The organism is Gilliamella sp. B3172 (genome assembly GCF_026536465.1).
In the GTDB taxonomy this organism is placed as follows: domain Bacteria; phylum Pseudomonadota; class Gammaproteobacteria; order Enterobacterales; family Orbaceae; genus Gilliamella.
This window is the reverse complement of record NZ_JAFNOA010000009.1, coordinates 63,930-86,975: the sequence shown is the minus strand read 5'-3', so window position 1 is coordinate 86,975 and position 23,046 is coordinate 63,930. Positions and strand designations below refer to the sequence as shown.

The following is a 23,046-nucleotide window of genomic DNA, read 5'->3' as shown; positions in this document are numbered from 1 at the left end:
GTAGGAAGATAACATGAATCCAATATTAAAAGTGCGTAACTTATCAAAGCGATTTAAGATCCCAAAAGGTCTGTTTGGGCATTTGTATATCGATGCTGTTAAACCGATATCCTTCTCATTAAACGAAGGCAAAACCTTAGCCATTATTGGGCAAAATGGCTCCGGTAAATCAACATTGGCTAAAATGTTGGTCGGTATGATTAAACCCGATAGCGGTGATATTTGGATCGACGGTGGCAAAGTCGAGTATGGTGATTTCAGTTCCCGTTCTCAATTAATTCGTATGATCTTCCAACATGTTGAAAGCTCGTTCGATCCAAGACTACGCATTGGTCAATTGCTGGAAATACCGTTAAAGTGCAATACTCAGTATGATGCTTTTGAACGGGAAAAGATGATCAGTGACGTATTGAAACAAGTCGGACTATTGCCGGAACATGCTTCTTATTATCCGTCAGTCATGGCCGCCGGGCAAAAACAGCGTGTTGCACTGGCTCGGGCACTGATTTTAAAACCTAAGGTGATTATTCTCGACGAGGCGTTAGCCGCTTTAGATATCTCTATGCGTTCGCAGATTGTCAATTTAATGCTTTCACTGCAAGCTGAGCATAATATCTCGTATGTGTATGTTACTCAGGATATCGGCATGATGAAACATATCAGCGACGAAATTTTAGTGATGCATAATGGCGATCTTGTCGAATCCGGTAATACCGCAGAAGTATTAGCCTCGCCATTAAGTGATATCACCCAAAAGCTGATCAATAGCTATTTTGGTGAAGCATTGACTGCCGATACCTGGCGTACCGATACACGGGCTTTTTAACCATACTTTTTTTATCACGCTTTTAAATACGTTATTTACTATGCTGTTTTACTGTTCAAATCATATCGTAAAATAAGCATGATTAATCCGTGCGAATAATCATCAGCAATCATGACTATTTGTCTGATTTTGTTTGAAATATCTTATCGAATATATCTGATAAAATTCTCGACAAACTTGCTAAAACACATTATATTTAGCTATAAAGATTTCTAGACGTCTATTTTAGAGGTTTAAAATTATTTATTGTTTTTTAGGAGTTTTGTTATGCCAATATGTATTCCTGATTCATTACCTGCTGTTGATGTGCTTCGTAATGAAAATGTATTTGTGATGACGTCGTCTCGTGCCAATACCCAAGAAATTCGACCGCTTAAGCTCCTGTTCCTCAATTTAATGCCCAAAAAAATAGAGACCGAAAATCAATTTTTACGGTTACTGTCTAACTCTTCACTACAAGTCAATATCCAGTTATTACGTATCGATCAACGTGAATCAAAAAATACTCCGGTTGAACATTTAAATAGCTTTTATTGTGATTTTGATGATATTTGTCAGCAAAATTTTGACGGATTGATTATTACCGGTGCTCCATTAGGTAAAGTCGCATTTTCTGATGTGGTTTACTGGCCTAAGCTTGCTCAAATCATCGCTTGGGCAAAAGAGCATGTGACCTCAACGATGTTTGTTTGTTGGGCGGTACAAGCGGCATTAAATGTGCTGTATGATTTGCCAAAATTCACCCGTAACCATAAATTATCGGGCGTTTATCAACACCAAATTTTACAACCTAATGCGATTTTAACCCGTGGTTTTGACGATGCTTTTTTAGCGCCACATTCAAGGTATGCCGATTTTCCGATTGATAAAATTAAAAACTATACCGATTTAATGATTTTGGCCGAATCAGATATAGCCGGACCTTATTTAATGGCAACCGCCGATAAACGAATGGCATTTGTCACCGGTCATCCGGAATATGACTCGTTTACCTTAGCCAATGAGTATTATCGGGATTTGAAAGCAGGAATAAATCCGGATATTCCTTATAACTATTTTCCGGAAAATAACCCCGATTTAACCCCCAAAGCAACATGGCGAAGCCACGCTTATTTACTCTTTAGCAACTGGCTTAACTACTATGTGTATCAATTAACACCGTTTGATTTAACCACTCGTAATTTGACGATTGATGATTAATTTTTAATGATATGGTTTGGCTAAAGTCCGTAATAGAAGATATTTAAAAAATATTTTTGTTTATGATAAAGGTATAAATCAATCGTTATTAAGTCTATCTGAACCGGAAAAAATCACGAATGTAGGTAATTTAGTTGATAGTTGTGTGATAGTTCACGTACTCACATTTGATGAAAATGAAGAAGCACCCGGACATTACTATCGTTGTATAAGTCCAAATGGTGAACAATATGAGATTAAATAAATTTTAAGGATGATTATTGATGCTAATAATTGTTGTTTTTATCTATTATTTTATATCAATCACCACTCTTTGGATTTGTTATTATTTTCGGCGTTTTACTGAAAAAGATTATAAATATAATAATAGTTTGAGATGGAAACGCCGATTTGCAATTATATTGACATATGCAATGGTTTTTTTTCAAATAACAGTTTGTAGCGAACGTAAAATTTTTTTTTACACAATCGATAATTATTTTATTCTTTATTCAGCTTGCTTTTTTATCATAGCTGCTATTTTTGCAACAAATTGGGTGGAAACAATAAGACATCCTTTTATTAGAAATAAAAAAATTAAATAATATTTTTTTACACTCACATTTATTCAATCACAATCATTGTATCTGAATCGTTGATATCATTATTGATATCGGGGCTATTATTATAGGTAAATGATACATTTTTATGGTTTTTTGGATTAACTTCGATTGTTCTATTTGGGTATTTTCGGCTGTATGCTTGTTGCCGTTGTTTAGCTACTCAATAACTATTTTTCGATTGTGTCGTAACGGTTGATGAGTGTTAGTAAATTGTGCTTAGCTTGTCTGCCATGATCTACTCGCACATTTGCATAGCAAAATTAACGGTTAAAGCCTAGGAAAAACCCCACTGACGCCTTTTGGTTATTCAAATTTAAAAAAATCGAGTTTACCCATAGGACTGGGGTTTATTTAATTTCTTTGTTTTTTATGTAAGTTGGCTATCTTTCTTAATTAATAAGAAACATTAGATGATTGATTTGTTTTTTCTAGCTGTTTAAAGTGGCTTAATCTTTCATCAAGCGCTTGCATATACAGCATGGTATCAACACCAACGGCAACGAAATTTGCTCCCCATGAAATACATTTTTTGGCCATTTCGATATCGACCGCTAAAAATCCTGCCGCTTTACCTAATTGCCTAATTCTTTTGATCGTTTTTTCAATGATTTTTTGGACTTCTTCATGTCCTGCATTGTCGGGATAACCTAAGGAGGCGGACAAATCGGCTGGACCAATAAATACCCCGTCAATGCCGTCAGTCATCACAATTTCATCAAGATTTTCTAATGCTTTTTTGCTTTCTACTTGCACCAGCAGGCAAAGCGAATCATTCACTTTTTGCATGTAGTTTTCAATTTTTCCCCACCGGGCGGCTCTTGCCACGCTCGCCCCGACACCGCGAATCCCTTCCGGCGGATAACGTGTTGCTGAAACGATTTCTTTAGCTTGTTTGGCCGTTTCGACCATGGGAATTAATAATGTTTGTGAGCCAATATCTAAAATCTGTTTAATATTTGCTTGCTGACCTTCTAAAGGGCGTACGACCGGATGCGCTTTATATGGCGCAATGGCTTGAAGTTGTGTCAGTAGTGTTTGAGCGGTATTTGGTGCATGCTCACCGTCAATAAGCAACCAGTCATATTGTGATGTGGCTGCAATTTCAGCCATATAGGATGTTGCGGACGATAACCAAAGCCCAATTTGTAAATTTCCCTTTGTAATTTGTTGTTTAAATTCGTTTTCCAATAAATTTTTCATTGTGTTATTCCAAATTTTTAGGAGCTTATTGATAAAATCAATAAGCTCAGTTTATTAACTATTTTTGTTAGTCTGTTTTAGCATAAATATGGTTAAGGTACCGATTATCGTGATTAACGCTAAAGTGAGTAAACCAGCCATATTGTTATTAAAAACTGTTTCGGCTTTTACACGGATAATTGGCGCAAAAAAACCACCAAATGCACCAAACATGTTGATAAAGCCGATACCAGCGGCAAGCGCTGCGCCGGATAACAGATTAGTTGGTATCGTCCAAAAAACAGGTTGCACGGCAATAAAACCAATAGCGGCAAAACACAGCGCAATAATTGCAATGGTAGGGCTGGCAAGGGCTGAAATCCCGATGCCTAAACCGGCGATGAGTAGGGTTATTGCGGCGATATTTCGTCGTTCACCTACTTTGTCAGAATATCGCGGAATAAAATAAGTGCCAAATAGTGCGGCAATCCATGGAATCGCTGCCACTAAAGATGCTTTAAATCCAACTGTAGTTCCCATTAATTGGGCAACTTGAGTGGGTAAAAAGAAAATAAGTCCATAAACACTTATTTGAATGATCATGTAGATAATGGCCAGATGCCAAACGGTAATATTACTGATAGCATCGATTATTTTAGATGTCGTTTTTACACTTTCTTCGGATGATAATTTTGCTTGTAATGCCTGTTTTTCATTTTCATTGAGAAATCTGGCATCACTGATGTTGTCATCAAGATAAAGGAAGGTGATAACACCGGCTATCACGGCAAGCACGCCTTCGATAATAAACATCCAGTACCAACCGGGGCGATCTAAAAAGCCATGCATTTCTAACAAAGCGCCGGATAGCGGTGATCCAAATGTGAGCGCTAAAGGTGCTCCCATATAAAATAGCCCCATTATTCCGGCACGATACTTTTGCGGAAACCATTGCGAAGTTAAGTAGATCATACCGGGGAAGAAGCCCGCTTCAGCCATACCCAGTAGTACCCGTACCGCTAAGAATTTCCATTCACAATCTGCATAAGCCATTGCAGCGGATAAAAATCCCCATACTAAAGTTGTTCCACCAATCCAATAGCGGGCGCCAAATTTGCGCATTAATAAATTGGCCGGTGCACCTAAAAAAGCATAAGCGACGAAGAATATTCCGGCGCCAAGCGCAAATGCTTCGTTACTTAGTCCGGTATCTATTTGATAGGCAGATTTAGCAAAACCAATATTTGCACGATCTAAAAAAGCTAATACATAAAGCACTAACATAAATGGTACAAGTCTTAAACGGGTTTTACTTACCGCTTTTTCAAGAATATTAGACATAAAAACCCCCCTCTCCATACATATGATAGAGATGTAGATAGTGTTCATATGAAGAAGATTATTGGATCTTACATTGCAGTTTTAACGTTTTTGTAAAACTGCAATCATTAATCAACAATCGTTTTTTTCTTCATATCATTAATGAGAATAAGGACGAATGAATTTACATTCACGATTTAATTCAACACCAAAACCTGGTTTATCAAGCACTGATTTATGAATTTTCCCATTCACAGGAACAGGCTCATCAATCAGTATTGGATCAAATTGAGGGCGTAGCGTTGAACAATCGGGGCTTGTCATTAAAAATTCACTAAATGGGGTATTGGTAAATGTAATGACTGCATGGTGGGAATACACCGATGAACCATGAGGCACAACTAGTTGTCCTTTTGATTTTGCAATGGCTGCAATTTCCAGTAACGTGGTTAAACCACCACACCAGCCAACATCGGGTTGCATGATATCAATACCTGTTTCAGATAATGTTCTAAATGATTGAATCGTTCCATGATGTTCACCGGATGTGACCATCATTCCCGGTGGGGCATTGCGTTTTAATTCACGGTATCCTTCATATTGTTGGGGAGGTAAACACTCTTCGATCCATTTTAAGTTATAAGGCGCACATGCGTGAGCGAGTTTTGTTGCATAGTTGACATCTTGACTCATCCAGCAATCTAGCATTAACCAAAAATCTTCACCGCATGCCTTTCGCATTTGGGCAACCATTTGCGCATCTTTCTCTATTCCTTGATCACCGTCATGCGGTCCCCAATGCGTTGGCATCTTACCGCCAATAAATCCCATTGATTTGGCTAAATCCGGACGAGCGCCGGTTGCATAAAATTGAATTTCATCACGGACGGCACCGCCTAATAATTTGTATACAGGCAGATCCGTGACTTTTCCAAACAGATCCCAAAGGGCAAGATCAACGCACGATATGGTGTTCATCACTAATCCACCGGATCCGGCGTAATACATGGTTGCGTTGAGCATTTGATCATGAATTAATTTGATATCAGAAACACATTTTCCTTCAACAAATCGATTTAGGTGTTTTTCTACAATAAAACATCCCATTTCTCCGCCGGTTGATACGGCAAATCCTGTTTGACCATTATCAGCTTCAACTTCAACAATCAGTGTGCCAAGGACATTAATACCAAAAGATTGACGCGATTGTTCATACTCTTTATACTTACTCATTGGCGTGGCGATATGGTCGTCGATCCAGTGGTGGCCGCCCTGATCGTGATAGTCTGCCCCGCCGCTCCCTTTTTCGGCGGTTGCTCCTCCCATAAAATAAGCCCTTATTTCTTTTATTTTAGGTAGTTTCATCTACTTTCTCCTTTTGTGTTACAAAAATTATTCGTACATAAGACAGCCCAACTCTTTTGAGATATCTTTTGCACACTCCTTAATTTTAGTTGTGATTTCCGGTATGACTTTATCGGTTATTTGAAATGTTGTTCCTACAGCAGATATGGCCGCTGCGATATTGTTTTGTGCATTAAATATGGGAGCAGCTATACATCTTATATTGATATAATCCTCTTGATTATCAAAACTACAGCCTTGTTGACGAATCTTTGCTAATTCTGTATGTAAGGCGCTGGTGGTCATGATTGTATTTGTGGTTTTTTGTTCGAAGGACAGTTGCTTAACAATTTCGGCTATTTTTTCACTAGGTTGGAATGCTAATAAGCATTTTCCGACGCCGGAACGATAAAGGGATACTTGTTTGCCGACATAAGAACGCACACTGATTGTGCTGTGTGATTCACATTTCAAAATATAGTAAGCGGTATTGTTGTCTAAAATGCCCAGATGAGTTAAAAGCCCGGTGTGATTGGTTAATCGGGCAAGATGTTTTTTGGCTATTTCTCTTATATCAAAACAATTTGAAGCCAGTTCACCTAACTCAACTAATTTTATCCATAAAAAATAATCACCGTTCTGATCTTGTTTGATAAATTGATACGATTTTAGTTCTTCTAATAATAGATAAGCGGAGCTCTTAGGTATTTGTAGATTACTGATTATTTCGGCGGCACTACACTTACCTTTAGAAGCGATTAAAGTAAGAATTTTAACTGTTCTTTGTAAAGCGGGTACTTTAGACATACATTCCCATATATTGTACTTTTATCCTGTATATTGGATAAGTCGATTTTACGATTATCAAATTCCGGAACAACTATTTGATTGCATAATTGTGAACTTGATCATAAAAAATCTATAATTAACAAATGGTTATTCCTCTATATTGGAATTTTTGTTGTTATTCCAATATAGAGGAATTTCAGCAAGTTTGATTGATTAAATTTTTTTGTTTGTGTTTTGTCTTAAATTAAATTGGTTTTAGTTAGAATCGATTTAGTGGTAACAAATAAGATCATTTTTAGTAGATCTGTTTCTATTTAAGGTTTTATCGGCTAAACCGTTTTAAAAGGTTTGTATCAATACGCTGCATTTATTTAGTATCTGTTTGCCGATAGGATCTTCTATATCGCCATGGGCGGTATTTTATCGCTGTTGCCTACTGTAAATACGATCTTGACTTTAAAGTGCCACGAATGTTGATAGGTGGCACTTTGTGTTATTGTTATTCTATATATGCACCCGCCATTAATGATTTAGCTTTTTGAGTATATTGCTTAAACACGCCTTTTCGGTTGGAATAATCCGGTGGCGTCCATTGTTGTTTTCGTTGAGAAAATATTTCAGCAATTTCTTGTGCAGATTTCATTTCGCCATTAATACCAATAATATTGAGTTTTCTTGCGTGGACATCAATTTCGACAATATCATTATCTTCAACAAGGGCAATTGGACCGCCTTCAGCCGCTTCCGGCGATACATGACCAATACATGGCCCATGTGTCGCACCTGAAAAACGACCGTCAGTGATCAACGCAACACTTCCATTGAGACGTTTATCAAAGACAATCGCATCCGTGGTCATTAGCATTTCTGGCGCACCTGATCCTTTTGGTCCTTCATAACAGATAAAAATAACATCGCCAGGGTTAACCCGATTATTAATAATAGCTTCTTGAGCGGCTTCTTCAGAATTATAAACTTTTGCCGGCCCTGTATGTTTATGCATATCAGCACTACAAGCCGTGTATTTGATAACGGCTCCGTCCGGAGCGATATTGCCTTTTAAAACGGCGATAGATCCCATTTTTTCTTGGTTAGGTTGGCGGATTAAATCATTTCGTTGTAATTTGTAATTATGCAAATAGCCTAAATTTCGGTCAAAGAAACCGGTTTGCTGCATCATTTCCAAATTATCACCTAATGAATGTCCGGTCACGGTCATGACATCCAGATCAAGTAAGTCTTTAATCATCCATTGCACCATAGGGATACCGCCGGCGAACCATAATAATTCGGTGACATATTGCCCGCTAGGTTGTACATTGGTGAGGTAAGGTACGGTATTGTTGATTCGATCAAAGACATCTGCTGTTAACTCGAAGCCTGCTGCATGGGCAATTGCCGGTAAGTGAATGAGCGCATTGGTACTACCACTGATTGCTGCGTGGACTTTTATGGCATTTTCAAATGCTGCGGGTGTAAGGATTTTACCTGCTGTTATCCCTTCTTTGGCTAGATACATGGCATGGTGTCCGGCCGATCTGGCCATTCTTCGAATTTCAGACATGGTCGATGGCGCTAATGCACTACCCGGAAGCGCTAATCCCAGCGCTTCGGACATACATTGCATGGTACTTGCGGTACCCATAAATTGACATGCCCCAGCGGTAGGACAACCACATCTTTGTAAGGTTTGAATTTGTTTAATATCAATCTCGCCTTTTTTATATTGTGCAGTGGCACCGCCTAAGTCTGAGGTTGTCATATTGGGAGCAGGGCGCATCGATCCGCCCGGAACATGCACTAATGGTATATCAAGTCGTGCTGCGGCAATAAGATGAGCCGGTACAGATTTATCACAACTTGAAATAAGTACCGCGGCATCATAGGGTATGACCGATCCATGAATTTCGACCATATTTGCGATAGCTTCTCTTGATGCTAGTATATAATTCATGCCGTCGTGACCTTGCCCCCAGCCGTCACATATATCGGTGACATGACTACGTACAGAGCGTCCACTCCGCTCATGTACACCAAGCATAACTTCATAACCTAAACTATCGAGGTGATAACTTCCGGGGTGGCTTTCTCCATAACAGTCGTCAATTAGCACTTGTGGTTTTTCAGTATCTTCAACGGTATAATTCATTCCCATTCGTAATGCGTCTAATTGTGACCATAGATCCCTGGCAAATTTACATTTCTGTTGCATAATATCCTCCAATGCAGTTTTAATTTTTTTATTTTGTTGGTTTTGCGGTGATAGCCGGTAGCGTGAACAATAACAGTATTGCCATAATTAACGCCCCAACTAAGGTATACAATCCTGCATTTTTACTTACGGTTACGGTTAATAAACCAACAAGATATGGACCGATAAATCCGCCAAGATTACCTAGCGCATTGATTGTTCCTCGTACTCCGCCTAACACATTTGCCGGGAATAATAATGGGGGTAAAGTCCAAAATGGACCGGCATACGCTTGTAGGAAAAAGCCACATAAAACCATCATTCCATAAGCCAGCCATGTGTAATTTTCTAATAATATTGATAATGTTAAACATATCGCAAATCCAATCATTGGAATGGCGGTATAGAGTCTACGATTCAATGTTTGGTCACATAATTTGGCAATATAATATTGTCCGAAAATACATAAAATGTATGGCGCTGCGGTTAATAGCCCTACAATAGACATACCACTACCGGTCAATTGTTTAATTAACATTGGCATCCAAAGGGCAAAACCGTAAAAACCGATTTGGAAGAAGAAATAGATAGCCACCAGTTTCCATAAGTTGATACTGCTTAATACGGTTTTGACACTGGCTTTATCATCTAATTTTATCAGCGCTTTATCTTTGGCAAATTGTTGATTTAACCAATTGAGTTCTTTTGGATCGAGCCATTTAGCTTGATGTGGATAATCACAAACCAGTGGCATCCAAACAAACAGCAATGCTAACGAGATAATGCCTTCAATAATAAACATCTCTCTCCAGCCCCAAACTTCAATTAACCAGCCAGATAACGGACCGGTGATAATAGATGCTGCCGCTAAATTCATTTGGAAAAATGCTATTGCTCTAGCTCTTTCATGGTTAGGAAACCAATGCCCAATTAATGCTAATATAGCCGGATATACGCCACCTTCAGCAACTCCCAATATAAAACGGATGATAAGTAGTTGAATCGGATCACGCACAAACCCTGTTATCGCCGCAAAACCTCCCCAAACAACAATCGTCCATGCAATAAATTTTTTGGCGCTGTATCGTTCAGCTATTTGACCACCCGGAATTTGTAAAAAGATATAACCAATAAAAAAGATTCCTGCGACAAGACCGGCAAACGATGCTGTCATACCTAAATCTTTATTCATTCCGCCTGCAATACCAATGGCAATATTGGTTCTGTCCATGTATGCCACTATATACACTAAAATGGTTGCTGGAATGATATGTTTCCAACGACCTTTAGGAATGGTTTTATTTTCAATATTATTCATATGGATCCCTCCAATTATTTATTGATAATAGGAATTTGTGCCGACTTTAATAGTTCAACTAATAAGTCTTGTTTGTTGTTTGGTAGTTTTTTTACCGGCGCTAAAACTTCAGTTGAAATATCGATACCGGTGAGTTTGATCGCTTGTTTAATGACAGCAAAAAATGGGGTTTCAATTGCATAAATAGGCATCAATTTTGCTAATTGACGTTGTAATGTAAATGCTGTTTCATAATCCTTTTGCTTGAACGCTTTATAAATTCCCTTGGTAATTTTAGGGGCAAAGTTAAATGTAGCCGGAATACCGCCATGACCACCTAAAATCAGCGTATCTAGCATATACTCGTCAAATCCACTGAAGATGATAAAATCAGGCCGGAAAGCATGCACTTGGTTGATCACTTCCCGTGTATGGCTAATGTTATCAATGGTATCTTTTAGCCCGATAATATTTGGCACATCCTTTGCCAATCGGGTAATGACATCAATACCAATATCTTGACCGGTTAATGCGGGGAAATTGTAAAGTAGAATCGGTATATTAATATTTTCAGCAACAGTTTTATAATGGTGATAAATCGCCTCACTATTCAATAAAGCATAATAAGGATTGACAACCAAAACGGCATCAGCGCCGATTTGTGCTGCATGTTGACCGTATTCAATTGTTTCTTTGGTACTCGGGCTGGATATGCCAATCATGACCGGAATGCGTTGCTTGATATGCTTAACCGCAAATTCAGCCACTTCAAATCGGAGTTTAGGTGGCATATGACAAAACTCACCACCGCTACCTAAAATCAAAACTCCGTCAGCTTCATTGTTAATCAGATGATCTAATAAATTAGCCATCCCTTTTTTATCAAGATCCCCGTGTTTATCGACGATTGTCGGAACGGGTGGGAATATTCCTTTAAATTTTGCCAGACTCATTTTTTCTCCTTTGTTCATGATATAGAACTTTATTTCTATGTCTTGAACGGATTATTGGTGAAAAAATTTTCAATTGCAATCCGAAAATACAAAAGAAAATAAATTTTGTGATCCTCCTCTCATTGTAAAAATTATTTTTTTTGCATGTTTATTTTTTCCGTATAATGAAATTAAGTTCTTTTCTAGGAATTGTTTAAGATGTTATTAATTTAAGAGGTAAATATGATTTATTACATTCCGCCGGTTAATTTATTAGGCAAAGGTTGCCTGTCTGAATTAGGTGTACCCGTAAAAAAATTGAATTGCAAAAAGGCATTTGTGGTTAGCGATAAGTTTTTATTTGGTAATGGTACGGTCGATAAAGTCGTTGATATTTTAGAAAAAGAGGGTATCGAATCAGTTATTTTTTATGATGTGAAACCTAATCCAACCGTTGCCAATGTTGAAAATGCACTCAAGTTATGTCAAGAATCGGCATGCGATTTTATCGTCTCAATCGGTGGCGGTTCTCCACAAGATTGTGGTAAAGCCGTTGCGGTTTTGGCGACCAACGGTGGCAAAATTACCGATTATGAAGGGATGCATAAAAGTAAACAAAAATGTTTGCCTATTGTGGCAATAGCAACCACAGCGGGCACTTCTGCTGAAGTCACCATTAATTATGTTATTACCGATGAAAGTAGACATGTAAAAATGATTATGGTCGATCCTAATACGTTGGCATCAATAACCGTTAGCGATCCGGATTTAATGATTTCCAAACCTGCCAATTTAACCGCTGCAACCGGAATGGATGCGTTAACTCATGCAATTGAAGCGGTGGTTGCTAAAGGGGCGATGGATGTTACTGATTCAACAGCATTATATGCTATCGCTCAAACCTTTAAATATTTAGCCAGAGCGGTTAAAAATGGTGATGATATTCAAGCCAGAGAGCAGATGAGCTATGCCTGCTTTTTAAATGGTATCGCTTTTAGTAATGCCGGGCTAGGCAATGTGCATGCTATGGCGCATCAATTAGGCGGGCTTTATGATTTACCGCATGGTGTTTGTAATGCGATGCTGTTGTCAGTAGTTGAGAAAGAAAATGCTAAACATGCACCACAAAAATTTAGAGTGATTGCACAAACCATTGGCTTTGATACAAAAGATAAAAGTGATCAAGAGTGTGTTGATTATGTGATTAAAAGAATTGAAGATTTAGCGCAAGAAGTCGGTATTCCTAAATCATTGAAGGAGTTAGGTGTTAATAATCCTGATTTTGAATTATTAGCTGAAAATTCAATGAAAGATGCCTGTGCTGGTGCCAATCCGGTATTTTTTGATAAACAAAAACTGATTGAGCTATTTAAGCAGATCGCTTAATAATGTATTGAGTAAAAGCGTTAAAATAATATTGAATCGTTATGATTCAATATTGTTAAAACTTATTGGTTAGCTGTTGGCAGGCTTTACGGACGAGCTCGGAGTATTTTTCGATCTTCTCTACCGGTAGCTGAAAAAGAACGCCGGAAATACTTATCGCCGCAATTGGTTCATGATTTTTATTAAATATCGGCGCTGCGATACAATGTACGCCTTTTACATCTTCCTGATTATCATACGCCCAACCTTGCGATCGGATTTTAGCCAGCTCTTTTTTTAACTGTTTTTTGCTGGTTATGGTGGTGTCGGTATATTTGGGCAATTTGTCTTCGGGTATCAGTTGGTCGATTTTTTCATCCGGTAACCAAGCTATTAAGGCTTTACCAATACCTGAACTATGTAATGGTAATTTTTTGCCAATCCAGGTACGAATGCCAATTGCCTGATCATTTTCAATTTTAGCAATATAGACAGAATAGAGCCCATCAAGAACACCTAGATGACAAGTTAAGTTGGTTTGATCTCTTAATTTAGTCATCAATGGCTGAGCGATTTGGGTGATATCGAACTGTTCCAACGATTTATCACCCCATTGATGCAATTTTAATCCAAGATAAAACTTATTTTGATCTTGACGTAAGATACCATGCATAACTAATGCATTAAGTAGTGTTGAAGTACTGCTTTTAGGTAAACTAAGGTCTTGAAATATTTGACTAAAAGTTGCACCTTTATGACTATCTAAATAATCACAAATGCGAACGATTTTATCTAAGGCTGGTACTAGCGTCTGAATATTGGGCATGAAATATCCTAATATAATAATCTACGAAATTTATTTATTTTATTGGTTATCATTCGTTAGAAAATCTTTTTTTGAAAGGTTAAATGTATCAAATATCTTATCTTTAACATTATATTCAAGTTATTTGATTAGGAAAAGAAAATAACTTTTATTATTTTTTCTACTTACTTCATTTTGAAGGATAAATCCTTATCTTGCATCATGTTATGCATAGTTATATCATGGTTAATAGTGCAATATTATTTAAGGAATAAGTTTATGTTAAAGTCAATTGATCCAACTACCACCTCTTCTTGGAAATCCCTTCAAGCAAGCTATCAACAACAAAAAGATAAAACCATTGCCCAAATCCTCAAAGAGGAGCCAAACCGAGTTGAACAACTCAGTATCCCTTTTGAAGATGAGTTTTTGGTTGATCTGTCTAAAAACCGTATTACTCAAGCAACCCTTAAGCAACTTTATCAGTTGGCTGAGGAGTGTGATTTAAACGGCGCAATTAATGCGATGTACAGCGGCGAAAAAATCAATCGCACTGAAGATCGTGCTGTTTTGCATGTAGCATTAAGAAATGTGTCTAATACGCCGATTTATGTTGACGGTAAAAATGTCATGGATGAGGTCAATGCAGTATTAGCAAAAATGGAATCTTTCAGTAAAAAAGTCATTAGCGGTGAGTGGAAAGGTTACACCGGTAAAGCAATTACTGATGTGGTAAATATCGGTATCGGCGGTTCAGATTTAGGGCCGGTGATGATTACCGAAGCATTACGCCCTTATAAAAATCATTTAACCATGCACTTTGTTTCAAATGTAGACGGGACACATATTGTTGAGGCACTTAAGGGCTTAAATCCGGAAACGACCCTATTTTTAGTAGCATCTAAAACGTTTACCACACAAGAAACGATGACCAATGCCCAAACCGCACGTGACTGGTTACTTGATGCCGCTAAAGATGATAAAGCAGTTGCCTTGCACTTTGTGGCGCTTTCAACTAACGCCAAAGAGGTTGAAAAATTTGGTATCGATACTGCTAATATGTTTGAGTTTTGGGATTGGGTTGGTGGTCGTTACTCTTCTTGGTCGGCAATCGGTTTATCGATTGTGTTATCCATTGGCTTTGATAATTTTAAACAGTTTTTAGCGGGCGGTCATGCTATGGATAAGCACTTCCAAAGTGCACCAATTGAAAAAAATATTCCGACGTTGCTTGCTTTAATTGGTATTTGGTATAACAACTTTTTTGGCGCAGAAACTGAGGCTATTTTACCTTATGATCAGTATATGCACCGTTTTGCTGCCTATTTCCAACAAGGCAATATGGAGTCAAATGGTAAAAGCGTTGATCGTAATGGTAAGAAAACAACTTATACCACTGGCCCAATTATTTGGGGTGAGCCAGGTACTAACGGGCAACATGCTTTTTATCAATTAATTCATCAAGGCACAAAATTAATTCCTTGTGATTTTATTGCACCGGCAATCAGCCATAATCCAGTTGGTGATCATCATCCTAAATTATTATCTAACTTCTTTGCGCAAACAGAAGCGTTAGCCTTTGGTAAAACCGCTGAGCAAGTTGAACAAGAGTTTATTGCTGCCGGTAAAAAACTTGATGACGTTAAGTCGATAGTGCCATTTAAAGTTTTTGAAGGTAATAAACCGACCAACTCTATTTTAGTGAAAAAAATCACGCCATATACTTTAGGTGCATTAGTGGCGATGTATGAGCACAAAATCTTCACGCAAGGCGTTATTTTAAATATCTTTAGCTTTGATCAGTGGGGCGTTGAATTAGGTAAGCAGTTAGCTGGTCGCATTTTACCTGAACTTGCGGATGATAAACCCGTTAGCTCACATGATCAGTCAACCAACAGCCTGATTAATCAATACAAAAAATGGCGTTAAACCAATTATTTGAACTCTGTGTTTGAGTTTTTGCAACAAAAAACCTTCAGCGAAAACTGAAGGTTTTTTTATGAGTAGTAACTTTTTGCGATGTTATTTTTTTACACGCATAATTGGTGTTTTACCTGCCTCAACAGAGCCAGATAACTTAGTCAGTTCAACAACAGTTTCCATATTAGATATCACAACTGGTGTTAACACTGATTTAGCTTTGCTCTCAAGTAATGGCAGATCAATTTCAATAATTGTATCGCCAATTTTTACTTGTTGCCCTTCTTCTGCAATACGAGTAAAGCCTTCACCTTTAAGCTCAACAGTATCGATACCAAAGTGAACAAATAGCTCGATACCCTCGTCAGATTCAATTGCAAACGCATGATTTGTCTCGAAAATCTTGCCAATTCTACCATTTAATGGTGCAACAATTTTATTACCAGACGGTTTGATAGCTACGCCATCACCAACGATTTTTTCAGCAAAAACCACATCTGGTACATCTTCGATTTTGACAATTTCTCCACTTAGTGGCGCAATAATTTCGATGCTATTTTTGCTACCATCGGACACAAATTGCTTAATTTTATCGAATAGACCCATTATTGTCTCCTAACAGATTTGTTTTTCAGCGGTATATTTTTCAATTAAATCAAGAATTTCTTTCGCTGTTGCTTTTTCTAATGCATTTTCAGCAAATTTCTTCGCTTCTTCGTAATTGGTGTTACGAATCAGTTTTTTGATTTTTGGAATCGATACCGCACTCATACTAAATTCATCAAGTCCCATACCGAGTAGTAAAACTGTTGCTCTTTCATCGCCAGCGAGTTCTCCACACATACCCGTCCATTTGCCTTCTTTGTGAGAAGCATCAATAACATTTTTAATTAATGTTAACACTGACGGTGACAGTGGGTTATACAGGTGAGAAATTAGCTCATTACCACGGTCAACAGCAAGGGTGTATTGGGTTAAATCGTTAGTTCCGATACTAAAGAAGTCAACTTCTTTCGCTAAATGGCGAGCTATCACCGCAGCAGCTGGGGTTTCAATCATAACACCGATTTCAATACCCTTATCAAACGCTTTACCTTCAGCGGTGAGTTGTTCTTTAAGAATATTAATTTCAGATTTTAAGATACGGATTTCTTCAACCGATATGATCATCGGGAACATAATACGTAATTTACCAAATGCAGAAGCACGTAAAATAGCACGTAACTGAGCATGTAAAATCTCTTTACGATCGAGGCAGATACGGATTGCACGCCAACCTAAGAATGGATTCTCTTCTTTTGGCAGGTGCATATAAGGGACATCTTTGTCACCACCGATATCCATTGTACGCACAATGACCGATAAACCTTTAGCCGCTTCAGCCACTTCTTTGTAAGCTTTGAATTGTTCTTCTTCATTTGGATACGCATCACGATCCATGAATAAAAATTCAGTACGATAAAGCCCCACACCTTCATAGCCGTTACGCTCAGCTCCGGCAATATCACGAACAGTACCGATGTTGCCACAAATTTCGACTTGGTGACCATCAAGCGTGACCGCAGGGAGATCTTTTAATTTGGCTAACTCTTCTTTATCACTGATGTATTTTGCTTGAACTTGTTTAAGTTTTTCTTGAGTGGCGTGATCCGGGTTAATATAAATTGCGTTGTTGATCGCATCTAAAATAACAAAATCACCTTGTTTAATCATTTGCGTTGCATTTGATGTACCAACAATGGCTGGAATTTCTAATGAACGTGCCATAATTGAGGTGTGCGAAGTGCGTCCACCAGCATCAGTAATAAAGCCTAATACCATGTCTAAATTAAGTTGCGCTGTTTCAGACGGTGTTAAGTCGGTTGCCACTAAAATACATGGTTGGCTAATCGCACTTAAATCAACGATTTCAATGCCTAAAATATTTTTTAGTAATCGCTTACCAATATCACGAATATCAGCTGCACGCTCTTTTAAATATTCGTCATCTAAATTTTCTAGCTCTTTTGCTTGGGTTTCAAATACAGCTTGAACTGCGGCATCAGCACTTGAATGTTTGCTTTTAATGCGAGAGATAACTTCTTGCTCAAGATCTTCATCTTCAAGAAGCATAATATGACCTTCAAATATGGCTGCTTTATCTTCGCCTAAAGTCGTTTTTGCTCGTTCCATAATCGCATTAAGTTGCTCGCTTGATTTTTGACGAGCTTGTTTAAAGCGGTCTATTTCAGCATCGATTTTGTTATCAAGAATTGGCCTATTATTGATCACAATAGGTTCTTCTTTTAATAATAGCGCTTTTGCAAAAGCGATACCCGGAGAAACAAGTATACCTGATACCATAACATTTAATCCTTATTCAATATTAAAACCGTTTATAGCTTATTGGGAGTTTTATTCCAATTCAGGAATTAATTTTACTAAATGATTTACTGCTTCTTTCTCGTCTTCGCCTTCAGCAGAAATTGTAATTGTTGTCCCTTGTGTTAAACCTAAAGTTTGCAATTTAAATAAACTTTTAGCACTGGCACTTTTACCGTTTGAAGTGACGGTAATTTCAGCGTTAAAGTTTTTTGCTTCTTTTACAAATTGTGCAGCAGGGCGGGTATGAAGACCGTTAGATGCAGTAATGGTTACATCTTGCTTGTACATAGTATTTTTACTCCCAAAAATATTTTCATTTTTACACAACCAATATAAATAAAAACAGCTAGAAAGGCTAGTAAGATTTGATAGATCTTTTACAATTAATCAATCTTATTTACACTTCTATTGCTAAAGCTAGCTGATATTATCTTAATATCGGTAAATTCGAGTGACTTTGTCACTACATTTATTAAATTCAACCTGTCCATGAATACCATGTTTGATATTTTCAAAGACGACCTCTTCACTGCCGTCAAGCTGTGATGCTCTAATCTCTTCCCGGCAGAATGTTTCAAATTTTTGTAACTCTTGTTCGCCATTACCCAATTGATAATTTCTAGGTAAATTCTGGCTACTTACATAGGTATGAGTTTTATTCTGCACATCAAGAATAATGATGCCTTGATTGGTAAACCATGCACTACAAGCGGTTAATGATAAAGCAATCAGTGATAATAGTAGAGGAAATTTCACAACTAATCTTAAAATGTTCAAAATAATTCCTTTATTAAGCAATGTAACCTGTTTATTATTGTTAACTGGGTACGAATTATATACTAATAATCAGTGAAAGTGCAGGGGGTGTATTTTTTACTGATATAACTGAAAATCAGGGTGGATTTAATGACTGATATGATCAATTATGACGAACTTAATCGCCAATTAATGCAAAATAAAATAGGGGTAAGTGCGGCCGAATTGCATGGTTTTATTTCAGGCATATTAGCTGGTGGTAATCTCGATGAGAGCTGGCGTCCTTTAGTTGAAGATATGTTAAATAATGGGCAGGCTATTGCTCAGCCATTAAATAAGCAGATTGAAAATTTATATCATTTAACTAAGCAGCAGCTAACCGATGAAGATTTTGAGTTCCAATTGCAACTGAGCTCTCAAGACCTGTTTACTCAAATCAATGATCTTGTTGGTTGGGTCAATCATTTTCTGTTAGGGATTGGGCTTGTTCAGCCAAAATTAAGTCGCATAAAAGGCGATGTTGGCGAAGCGATTTATGATCTAAGGGAAATTGCTAAGTTAGGTTTTGATGAAGATGAAGATCAGCAAGAGCTGGGTTTTGCTTTTGAAGAGATCAAAGAGTATGTACGCATTACTGCGATGCTCTGCTTTGAAGAGTTTAACGAGCCCGATATTATGCCAACTATCCATTAATCTCTATTTATCGCTAAGGTCATAACCATGCCAAACACAGATATCAAAACAGAGCTGTTTGCTCGTCGGGAGAAACTGCTTGCTCAAATGGTGCCAAATAGTGTGGCACTCTTTTTTGCTGCGCCAGAAATGACCCGCAGTAATGATACCCATTATCCTTATCGACAAGATAGTGATTTTTGGTATTTTACTCAGTTTAGTGAACCACAAGCGGTACTGGCAATCATTAAACAGTCTAATGATGCCAAATATGTGCTATTTAATCGCAAAAAAGACCCACTGGCTGAAACGTGGACAGGTTATCGTTTAGGACAACAAGCGGCGCTCGAAGCGGTATTGGTGGATGAAGCTTACCTTTTTGATGACATCGTAACTGTTTTACCCGATATCTTAGATGGCAAAACCACTATCTATCATGCTGATCAGCATTATGATTATGCCGACACTATTGTTAAACAAGCACTGATGACCTTAAGAGAAGGCGCTCGCGTTAAACGCATTGCGCCAAGTACAGTCATTGACTGGCGCCTAATTGTTCATCAAATGCGAATGTTTAAATCGGAGTATGAGTTGCAGATTTTACGCAAGGCGTGTGACATTAGCGCAAAGGCGCACGTGCGTGCGATGCAAAAATGCCAGCCGGCGCTGTATGAATATCAGTTAGAAGCCGAAATCTTACATGAATTTGCATGGCATGGCGCTCGTTTTCCGTCTTACAATACCATTGTTGGCAGTGGCAATAATGGTTGTATATTGCATTATGAGAACAATTGCGATCAATTGAAAAATGGCGATTTGGTGTTGATTGATGCAGGGTGTGAATATCAATATTATGCCGGGGATATTACCCGAACATTTCCTATTAATGGCGAGTTTAGTCAAGCTCAGCGAGACATTTACGACATTGTGCTGGCGGCACAATATCACGCCATTGAACTCTTTAAACCCGGAACGAACATTTTAGCTGTTAATGAACAGGTTGTACGCATTATGGTTGAAGGTTTAGTTAAGCTCGGTATTATGCAAGGCGATGTCGATAGTTTAATCGCCAATAAAGCTTATAGCGAATTTTATATGCATGGTTTAGGGCATTGGCTGGGGATAGATGTGCATGATGTGGGGCAAGGGCGAGATTGCATTTTACAACCCGGCATGGTGCTAACCGTTGAACCGGGGCTGTATATCAACAAAGATGCTGATGTACCCGAACATTATAAAGGGATTGGTATTCGTATTGAGGATAATATTTTAATAACACCGTCAGGCAACGAAGTATTAACGGCTAAGGTGCCTAAAGATCCTTTAGCCATCGAAGCTTTGATGAAAGAGCCGATGTAACGTTTTTTGTGATAATGCTTTGGTATCGCTATTATCAGCAAAATGGTGATAATAGCGAACGCCTAAACTGTTTGGGCATAACTTGTTGGGCGATGTTAATCGGATCGTTAATTTAATTTAATTTAATGGAACGGTCTCGATTAAAGACGATTTTAATTTTTAAATTTTTGGCCACAATCGGTTTATATTTCCATGTTTTCATGGCATTGATAACCGAACGATTAAAGATGTTATTGGGCTGAGCTTCGATAATTCTGATATTTTCCACTCGTCCGTCGCTGTTGATATCAAATAGTGCAATAACATAACCTTCTAAACGCATATCCAACGCTCGACGTGGGTATTCGGGTTGATTGCGACTAATTGGCGAAGGATTGCCTGAATATTGTCGGTTTTCTGAAATTTGCGGTGCAACGGCGGTATTGGCAATATTTTGAGTGATTGCTTCTTGGCGAACTTGTTGTCGTGACGATCGTTGCGTTGGTTTCGACTCTGGTTTCGGTTTTTGTTTTGGCTTTGGTTTCGGTTTTGGCTCCGGCTCCGGTTCTTTTTTTTCCACTACCTCTTTTTCCGGCAAGGGAATAGGCGTATCAACTACAGGCTCAGGTTCTTTGACAACTTCCGGCTCTTTAACTGGCTCAACCGGTGGCTCTTCAATAGGTTTGTTATCAATAATTTCACTATCTTCAACGCCTTTAATATCCGGCGTGTTTTCAACTAAGGATTGTTGCGGCGCTGCCATTTGGGTAAGATCGACCATTACCGCTTTGATTGAGTTATCCCCTTCATCAATAACAATATCATTGGCAAACAGCGCTGAACTGAATAATAATCCAAATAAACATAAGTGCGTGATGACCGAAAGTGACGTATAGAAATAGCCACCTTGCTTTTTAATTGCAGGTACTTGTGGCGCTTTGTCAGTGTTGATATCGATATTAAAGTTGATCTTCATAACAGTGTTTATTTGTAACTTAAGTTAGCTATTCTAAATGAAAATGCGTATCATTTGTAGCATATTTTTTAAATATGATATACCAATAACTTGTTGCTTAAAAATATTTAGCAGATAATAGAGAGCAAAATCGTAATTATTGGTAGTGGTTATAGGGATGAATGATCCATCAATGAATCAAATTCTTGAACTTGTAAAAGATGACTTAGTTAAAGTTAATGCTGCAATCCAAGCAGAGCTTAACTCTGATGTGGCACTGATTAATCAACTGGGCAATTATATTATTAGTAGTGGCGGTAAACGCATTCGCCCAATTATTGCTTTGCTAGTTGCAAAGGCACTAAATTATCAAGGTGATAAGCATATTATTACCGCTGCGTTTATTGAATTTATTCATACCGCAACATTATTGCATGATGATGTTGTTGATGAATCCGATTTAAGACGAGGCAAATCAACAGCGAACGCCCTGTTTGGTAATGCCGCCAGTGTATTAGTGGGTGACTATATCTATACCCGCTCATTTCAAATGATGGTGCGCACTGGATCATTTAAAGTGTTAACCATTATGTCAGAAGCGACAAATGTCATTGCGGAAGGCGAAGTACAACAGCTGATAAATTGCAATGATCCTAATATCACTAAAGAGCAGTATTTAGAGGTGATTTATCGTAAAACAGCCCGACTATTTGAAGCCACTTCTCATTCGGCAGCGGTGTTGGCTGAGGCAAATGAGCAACAAGAGTATGCCTTACAACAATATGGCAAATATTTAGGCACTGCTTTCCAAATTATTGATGATTTACTTGATTACAGCGCTGATAGTAATCAAAAATTAGGAAAGAATTTGGGGGATGATTTAAACGAAGGCAAACCAACACTGCCATTACTGCATGCCATGCATCATGCGCCAAATGCTGATGACAGGGCAATGATTCGTCAAGCGATTGAGCAAGGTAATGGGCGCCATTTGTTAGATCGTATTTTACAGGTCATGGATGCCTGCGGCTCATTGGCATTTACCTTAGAAGTGGCGCAGCAAGAGGCAAAAAAAGCATTTGATGTAATTGCGATTCTACCTGACTCTCCTTATAAAAAAGCATTGCAGGATCTTGCGTTGTTATCGGTTAAAAGGGATAACTAGTTGTTATGTGTCGTTAAAGATTTAAA

General features: G+C 38.0%; 21 protein-coding genes. 8 read left to right on the top strand and 13 right to left on the bottom strand.

Features of this window, described 5'->3' with window-relative positions; all coding sequences use genetic code 11:
* Window positions 1-13: 13 nt before the first annotated feature.
* From J3U37_RS10280 to J3U37_RS10270, 3 genes are all read left to right on the top strand, one after another.
* A complete protein-coding gene (locus J3U37_RS10280; protein ID WP_267374728.1) occupies window positions 14-826 on the top strand; it encodes an ATP-binding cassette domain-containing protein in 813 nt (270 codons plus the stop codon).
* A 267-nt stretch (window positions 827-1,093) separates the two neighbouring features.
* Entirely contained in the window at window positions 1,094-2,026 is a 933-nt protein-coding gene (gene metA, locus J3U37_RS10275) for a homoserine O-acetyltransferase MetA (RefSeq protein WP_220218252.1), read from the top strand.
* 16 nt (window positions 2,027-2,042) lie between these two features.
* Window positions 2,043-2,270, top strand: a complete 228-nt coding sequence (locus tag J3U37_RS10270) for a hypothetical protein (RefSeq protein ID WP_220218251.1) — start codon at window positions 2,043-2,045, stop codon at window positions 2,268-2,270.
* Between the two features lie 751 nt (window positions 2,271-3,021).
* Here J3U37_RS10270 and yfaU read toward each other — a convergent pair.
* The 7 genes from yfaU to J3U37_RS10235 all read right to left on the bottom strand — a co-directional run bounded on the left by yfaU (window position 3,022) and on the right by J3U37_RS10235 (window position 11,701).
* The gene (gene yfaU, locus J3U37_RS10265) at window positions 3,022-3,828 is read right to left on the bottom strand and encodes a 2-keto-3-deoxy-L-rhamnonate aldolase (RefSeq protein ID WP_267329051.1); all 807 of its coding nucleotides are present in this window, start codon (window positions 3,826-3,828) and stop codon (window positions 3,022-3,024) included.
* A gap of 54 nt (window positions 3,829-3,882) precedes the next feature.
* The gene (locus tag J3U37_RS10260; RefSeq protein WP_220218249.1) at window positions 3,883-5,148 is read right to left on the bottom strand and encodes an MFS transporter; all 1,266 of its coding nucleotides are present in this window, start codon (window positions 5,146-5,148) and stop codon (window positions 3,883-3,885) included.
* 138 nt (window positions 5,149-5,286) lie between these two features.
* The gene (rhmD, locus tag J3U37_RS10255) at window positions 5,287-6,492 is read right to left on the bottom strand and encodes an L-rhamnonate dehydratase (protein ID WP_267336349.1); all 1,206 of its coding nucleotides are present in this window, start codon (window positions 6,490-6,492) and stop codon (window positions 5,287-5,289) included.
* A 27-nt stretch (window positions 6,493-6,519) separates the two neighbouring features.
* Window positions 6,520-7,278, bottom strand: coding sequence for an IclR family transcriptional regulator (locus J3U37_RS10250; RefSeq protein WP_267374724.1), 759 nt, complete (start codon window positions 7,276-7,278; stop codon window positions 6,520-6,522).
* A 481-nt stretch (window positions 7,279-7,759) separates the two neighbouring features.
* Entirely contained in the window at window positions 7,760-9,472 is a 1,713-nt protein-coding gene (gene ilvD, locus J3U37_RS10245) for a dihydroxy-acid dehydratase (RefSeq protein ID WP_267374722.1), read from the bottom strand.
* 28 nt (window positions 9,473-9,500) lie between these two features.
* The gene (locus tag J3U37_RS10240) at window positions 9,501-10,769 is read right to left on the bottom strand and encodes an MFS transporter (protein ID WP_267374720.1); all 1,269 of its coding nucleotides are present in this window, start codon (window positions 10,767-10,769) and stop codon (window positions 9,501-9,503) included.
* A gap of 14 nt (window positions 10,770-10,783) precedes the next feature.
* Window positions 10,784-11,701, bottom strand: a complete 918-nt coding sequence (locus J3U37_RS10235; protein ID WP_267374718.1) for a dihydrodipicolinate synthase family protein — start codon at window positions 11,699-11,701, stop codon at window positions 10,784-10,786.
* A gap of 222 nt (window positions 11,702-11,923) precedes the next feature.
* Here J3U37_RS10235 and J3U37_RS10230 point away from each other — a divergent pair, with 222 nt between their 5' ends.
* Window positions 11,924-13,066 (top strand): iron-containing alcohol dehydrogenase, encoded by a 1,143-nt coding sequence (locus tag J3U37_RS10230; protein WP_267336351.1) that lies wholly within the window; start codon window positions 11,924-11,926, stop codon window positions 13,064-13,066.
* A 55-nt stretch (window positions 13,067-13,121) separates the two neighbouring features.
* On the opposite strand, the gene J3U37_RS10225 is transcribed toward J3U37_RS10230, so the two are convergent.
* A complete protein-coding gene (locus J3U37_RS10225) occupies window positions 13,122-13,871 on the bottom strand; it encodes an IclR family transcriptional regulator (RefSeq protein ID WP_220218242.1) in 750 nt (249 codons plus the stop codon).
* 258 nt (window positions 13,872-14,129) lie between these two features.
* Between J3U37_RS10225 and pgi the strand changes: the two genes are divergently transcribed.
* Window positions 14,130-15,779 (top strand): glucose-6-phosphate isomerase, encoded by a 1,650-nt coding sequence (gene pgi / locus J3U37_RS10220; protein WP_267329057.1) that lies wholly within the window; start codon window positions 14,130-14,132, stop codon window positions 15,777-15,779.
* 93 nt (window positions 15,780-15,872) lie between these two features.
* On the opposite strand, the gene crr is transcribed toward pgi, so the two are convergent.
* The 4 genes from crr to J3U37_RS10200 all read right to left on the bottom strand — a co-directional run bounded on the left by crr (window position 15,873) and on the right by J3U37_RS10200 (window position 18,911).
* Window positions 15,873-16,376, bottom strand: coding sequence for a PTS glucose transporter subunit IIA (gene crr / locus J3U37_RS10215; protein ID WP_220218240.1), 504 nt, complete (start codon window positions 16,374-16,376; stop codon window positions 15,873-15,875).
* Window positions 16,377-16,385: 9 nt separating this feature from the next.
* Window positions 16,386-18,113 (bottom strand): phosphoenolpyruvate-protein phosphotransferase PtsI, encoded by a 1,728-nt coding sequence (ptsI, locus tag J3U37_RS10210; protein ID WP_220218239.1) that lies wholly within the window; start codon window positions 18,111-18,113, stop codon window positions 16,386-16,388.
* 51 nt (window positions 18,114-18,164) lie between these two features.
* Window positions 18,165-18,422, bottom strand: a complete 258-nt coding sequence (gene ptsH / locus J3U37_RS10205; RefSeq protein ID WP_220218238.1) for a phosphocarrier protein Hpr — start codon at window positions 18,420-18,422, stop codon at window positions 18,165-18,167.
* 144 nt (window positions 18,423-18,566) lie between these two features.
* A complete protein-coding gene (locus tag J3U37_RS10200; protein ID WP_267329058.1) occupies window positions 18,567-18,911 on the bottom strand; it encodes a hypothetical protein in 345 nt (114 codons plus the stop codon).
* Between the two features lie 129 nt (window positions 18,912-19,040).
* On the opposite strand from J3U37_RS10200, the gene J3U37_RS10195 reads away from it, so the two are divergent.
* Together J3U37_RS10195 and pepP are read left to right on the top strand one after the other, a co-directional pair.
* The gene (locus J3U37_RS10195) at window positions 19,041-19,583 is read left to right on the top strand and encodes a UPF0149 family protein (protein ID WP_220218236.1); all 543 of its coding nucleotides are present in this window, start codon (window positions 19,041-19,043) and stop codon (window positions 19,581-19,583) included.
* 27 nt (window positions 19,584-19,610) lie between these two features.
* A complete protein-coding gene (pepP, locus tag J3U37_RS10190; RefSeq protein ID WP_267374716.1) occupies window positions 19,611-20,921 on the top strand; it encodes a Xaa-Pro aminopeptidase in 1,311 nt (436 codons plus the stop codon).
* Window positions 20,922-21,033: 112 nt separating this feature from the next.
* Here pepP and J3U37_RS10185 read toward each other — a convergent pair whose 3' ends face one another.
* Window positions 21,034-21,876, bottom strand: coding sequence for a TonB family protein (locus tag J3U37_RS10185; protein ID WP_267329060.1), 843 nt, complete (start codon window positions 21,874-21,876; stop codon window positions 21,034-21,036).
* A gap of 157 nt (window positions 21,877-22,033) precedes the next feature.
* Between J3U37_RS10185 and ispB the strand changes: the two genes are divergently transcribed.
* Window positions 22,034-23,020 carry an octaprenyl diphosphate synthase gene (gene ispB / locus J3U37_RS10180; protein WP_267336356.1) on the top strand — a complete coding sequence of 329 codons (987 nt, stop codon included), beginning with the start codon at window positions 22,034-22,036 and terminating at the stop codon, window positions 23,018-23,020.
* The last annotated feature ends 26 nt before the right edge of the window (window positions 23,021-23,046 follow it).

Bases quoted from the DNA above. Each gene is read 5' to 3' on its own strand.
- J3U37_RS10280 (WP_267374728.1), top strand. From the start codon at position 14: ATGAATCCAATATTAAAAGTGCGTAACTTATCAAAGCGATTTAAGATC.
- metA (WP_220218252.1), top strand. From the start codon at position 1,094: ATGCCAATATGTATTCCTGATTCATTACCTGCTGTTGATGTGCTTCGT.
- yfaU (WP_267329051.1), bottom strand. From the start codon at position 3,828: ATGAAAAATTTATTGGAAAACGAATTTAAACAACAAATTACAAAGGGA.
- J3U37_RS10260 (WP_220218249.1), bottom strand. From the start codon at position 5,148: ATGTCTAATATTCTTGAAAAAGCGGTAAGTAAAACCCGTTTAAGACTT.
- rhmD (WP_267336349.1), bottom strand. From the start codon at position 6,492: ATGAAACTACCTAAAATAAAAGAAATAAGGGCTTATTTTATGGGAGGA.
- J3U37_RS10250 (WP_267374724.1), bottom strand. From the start codon at position 7,278: ATGTCTAAAGTACCCGCTTTACAAAGAACAGTTAAAATTCTTACTTTA.
- ilvD (WP_267374722.1), bottom strand. From the start codon at position 9,472: ATGCAACAGAAATGTAAATTTGCCAGGGATCTATGGTCACAATTAGAC.
- J3U37_RS10240 (WP_267374720.1), bottom strand. From the start codon at position 10,769: ATGAATAATATTGAAAATAAAACCATTCCTAAAGGTCGTTGGAAACAT.
- J3U37_RS10235 (WP_267374718.1), bottom strand. From the start codon at position 11,701: ATGAGTCTGGCAAAATTTAAAGGAATATTCCCACCCGTTCCGACAATC.
- J3U37_RS10230 (WP_267336351.1), top strand. From the start codon at position 11,924: ATGATTTATTACATTCCGCCGGTTAATTTATTAGGCAAAGGTTGCCTG.
- J3U37_RS10225 (WP_220218242.1), bottom strand. From the start codon at position 13,871: ATGCCCAATATTCAGACGCTAGTACCAGCCTTAGATAAAATCGTTCGC.
- pgi (WP_267329057.1), top strand. From the start codon at position 14,130: ATGTTAAAGTCAATTGATCCAACTACCACCTCTTCTTGGAAATCCCTT.
- crr (WP_220218240.1), bottom strand. From the start codon at position 16,376: ATGGGTCTATTCGATAAAATTAAGCAATTTGTGTCCGATGGTAGCAAA.
- ptsI (WP_220218239.1), bottom strand. From the start codon at position 18,113: ATGGTATCAGGTATACTTGTTTCTCCGGGTATCGCTTTTGCAAAAGCG.
- ptsH (WP_220218238.1), bottom strand. From the start codon at position 18,422: ATGTACAAGCAAGATGTAACCATTACTGCATCTAACGGTCTTCATACC.
- J3U37_RS10195 (WP_220218236.1), top strand. From the start codon at position 19,041: ATGACTGATATGATCAATTATGACGAACTTAATCGCCAATTAATGCAA.
- pepP (WP_267374716.1), top strand. From the start codon at position 19,611: ATGCCAAACACAGATATCAAAACAGAGCTGTTTGCTCGTCGGGAGAAA.
- J3U37_RS10185 (WP_267329060.1), bottom strand. From the start codon at position 21,876: ATGAAGATCAACTTTAATATCGATATCAACACTGACAAAGCGCCACAA.
- ispB (WP_267336356.1), top strand. From the start codon at position 22,034: ATGAATGATCCATCAATGAATCAAATTCTTGAACTTGTAAAAGATGAC.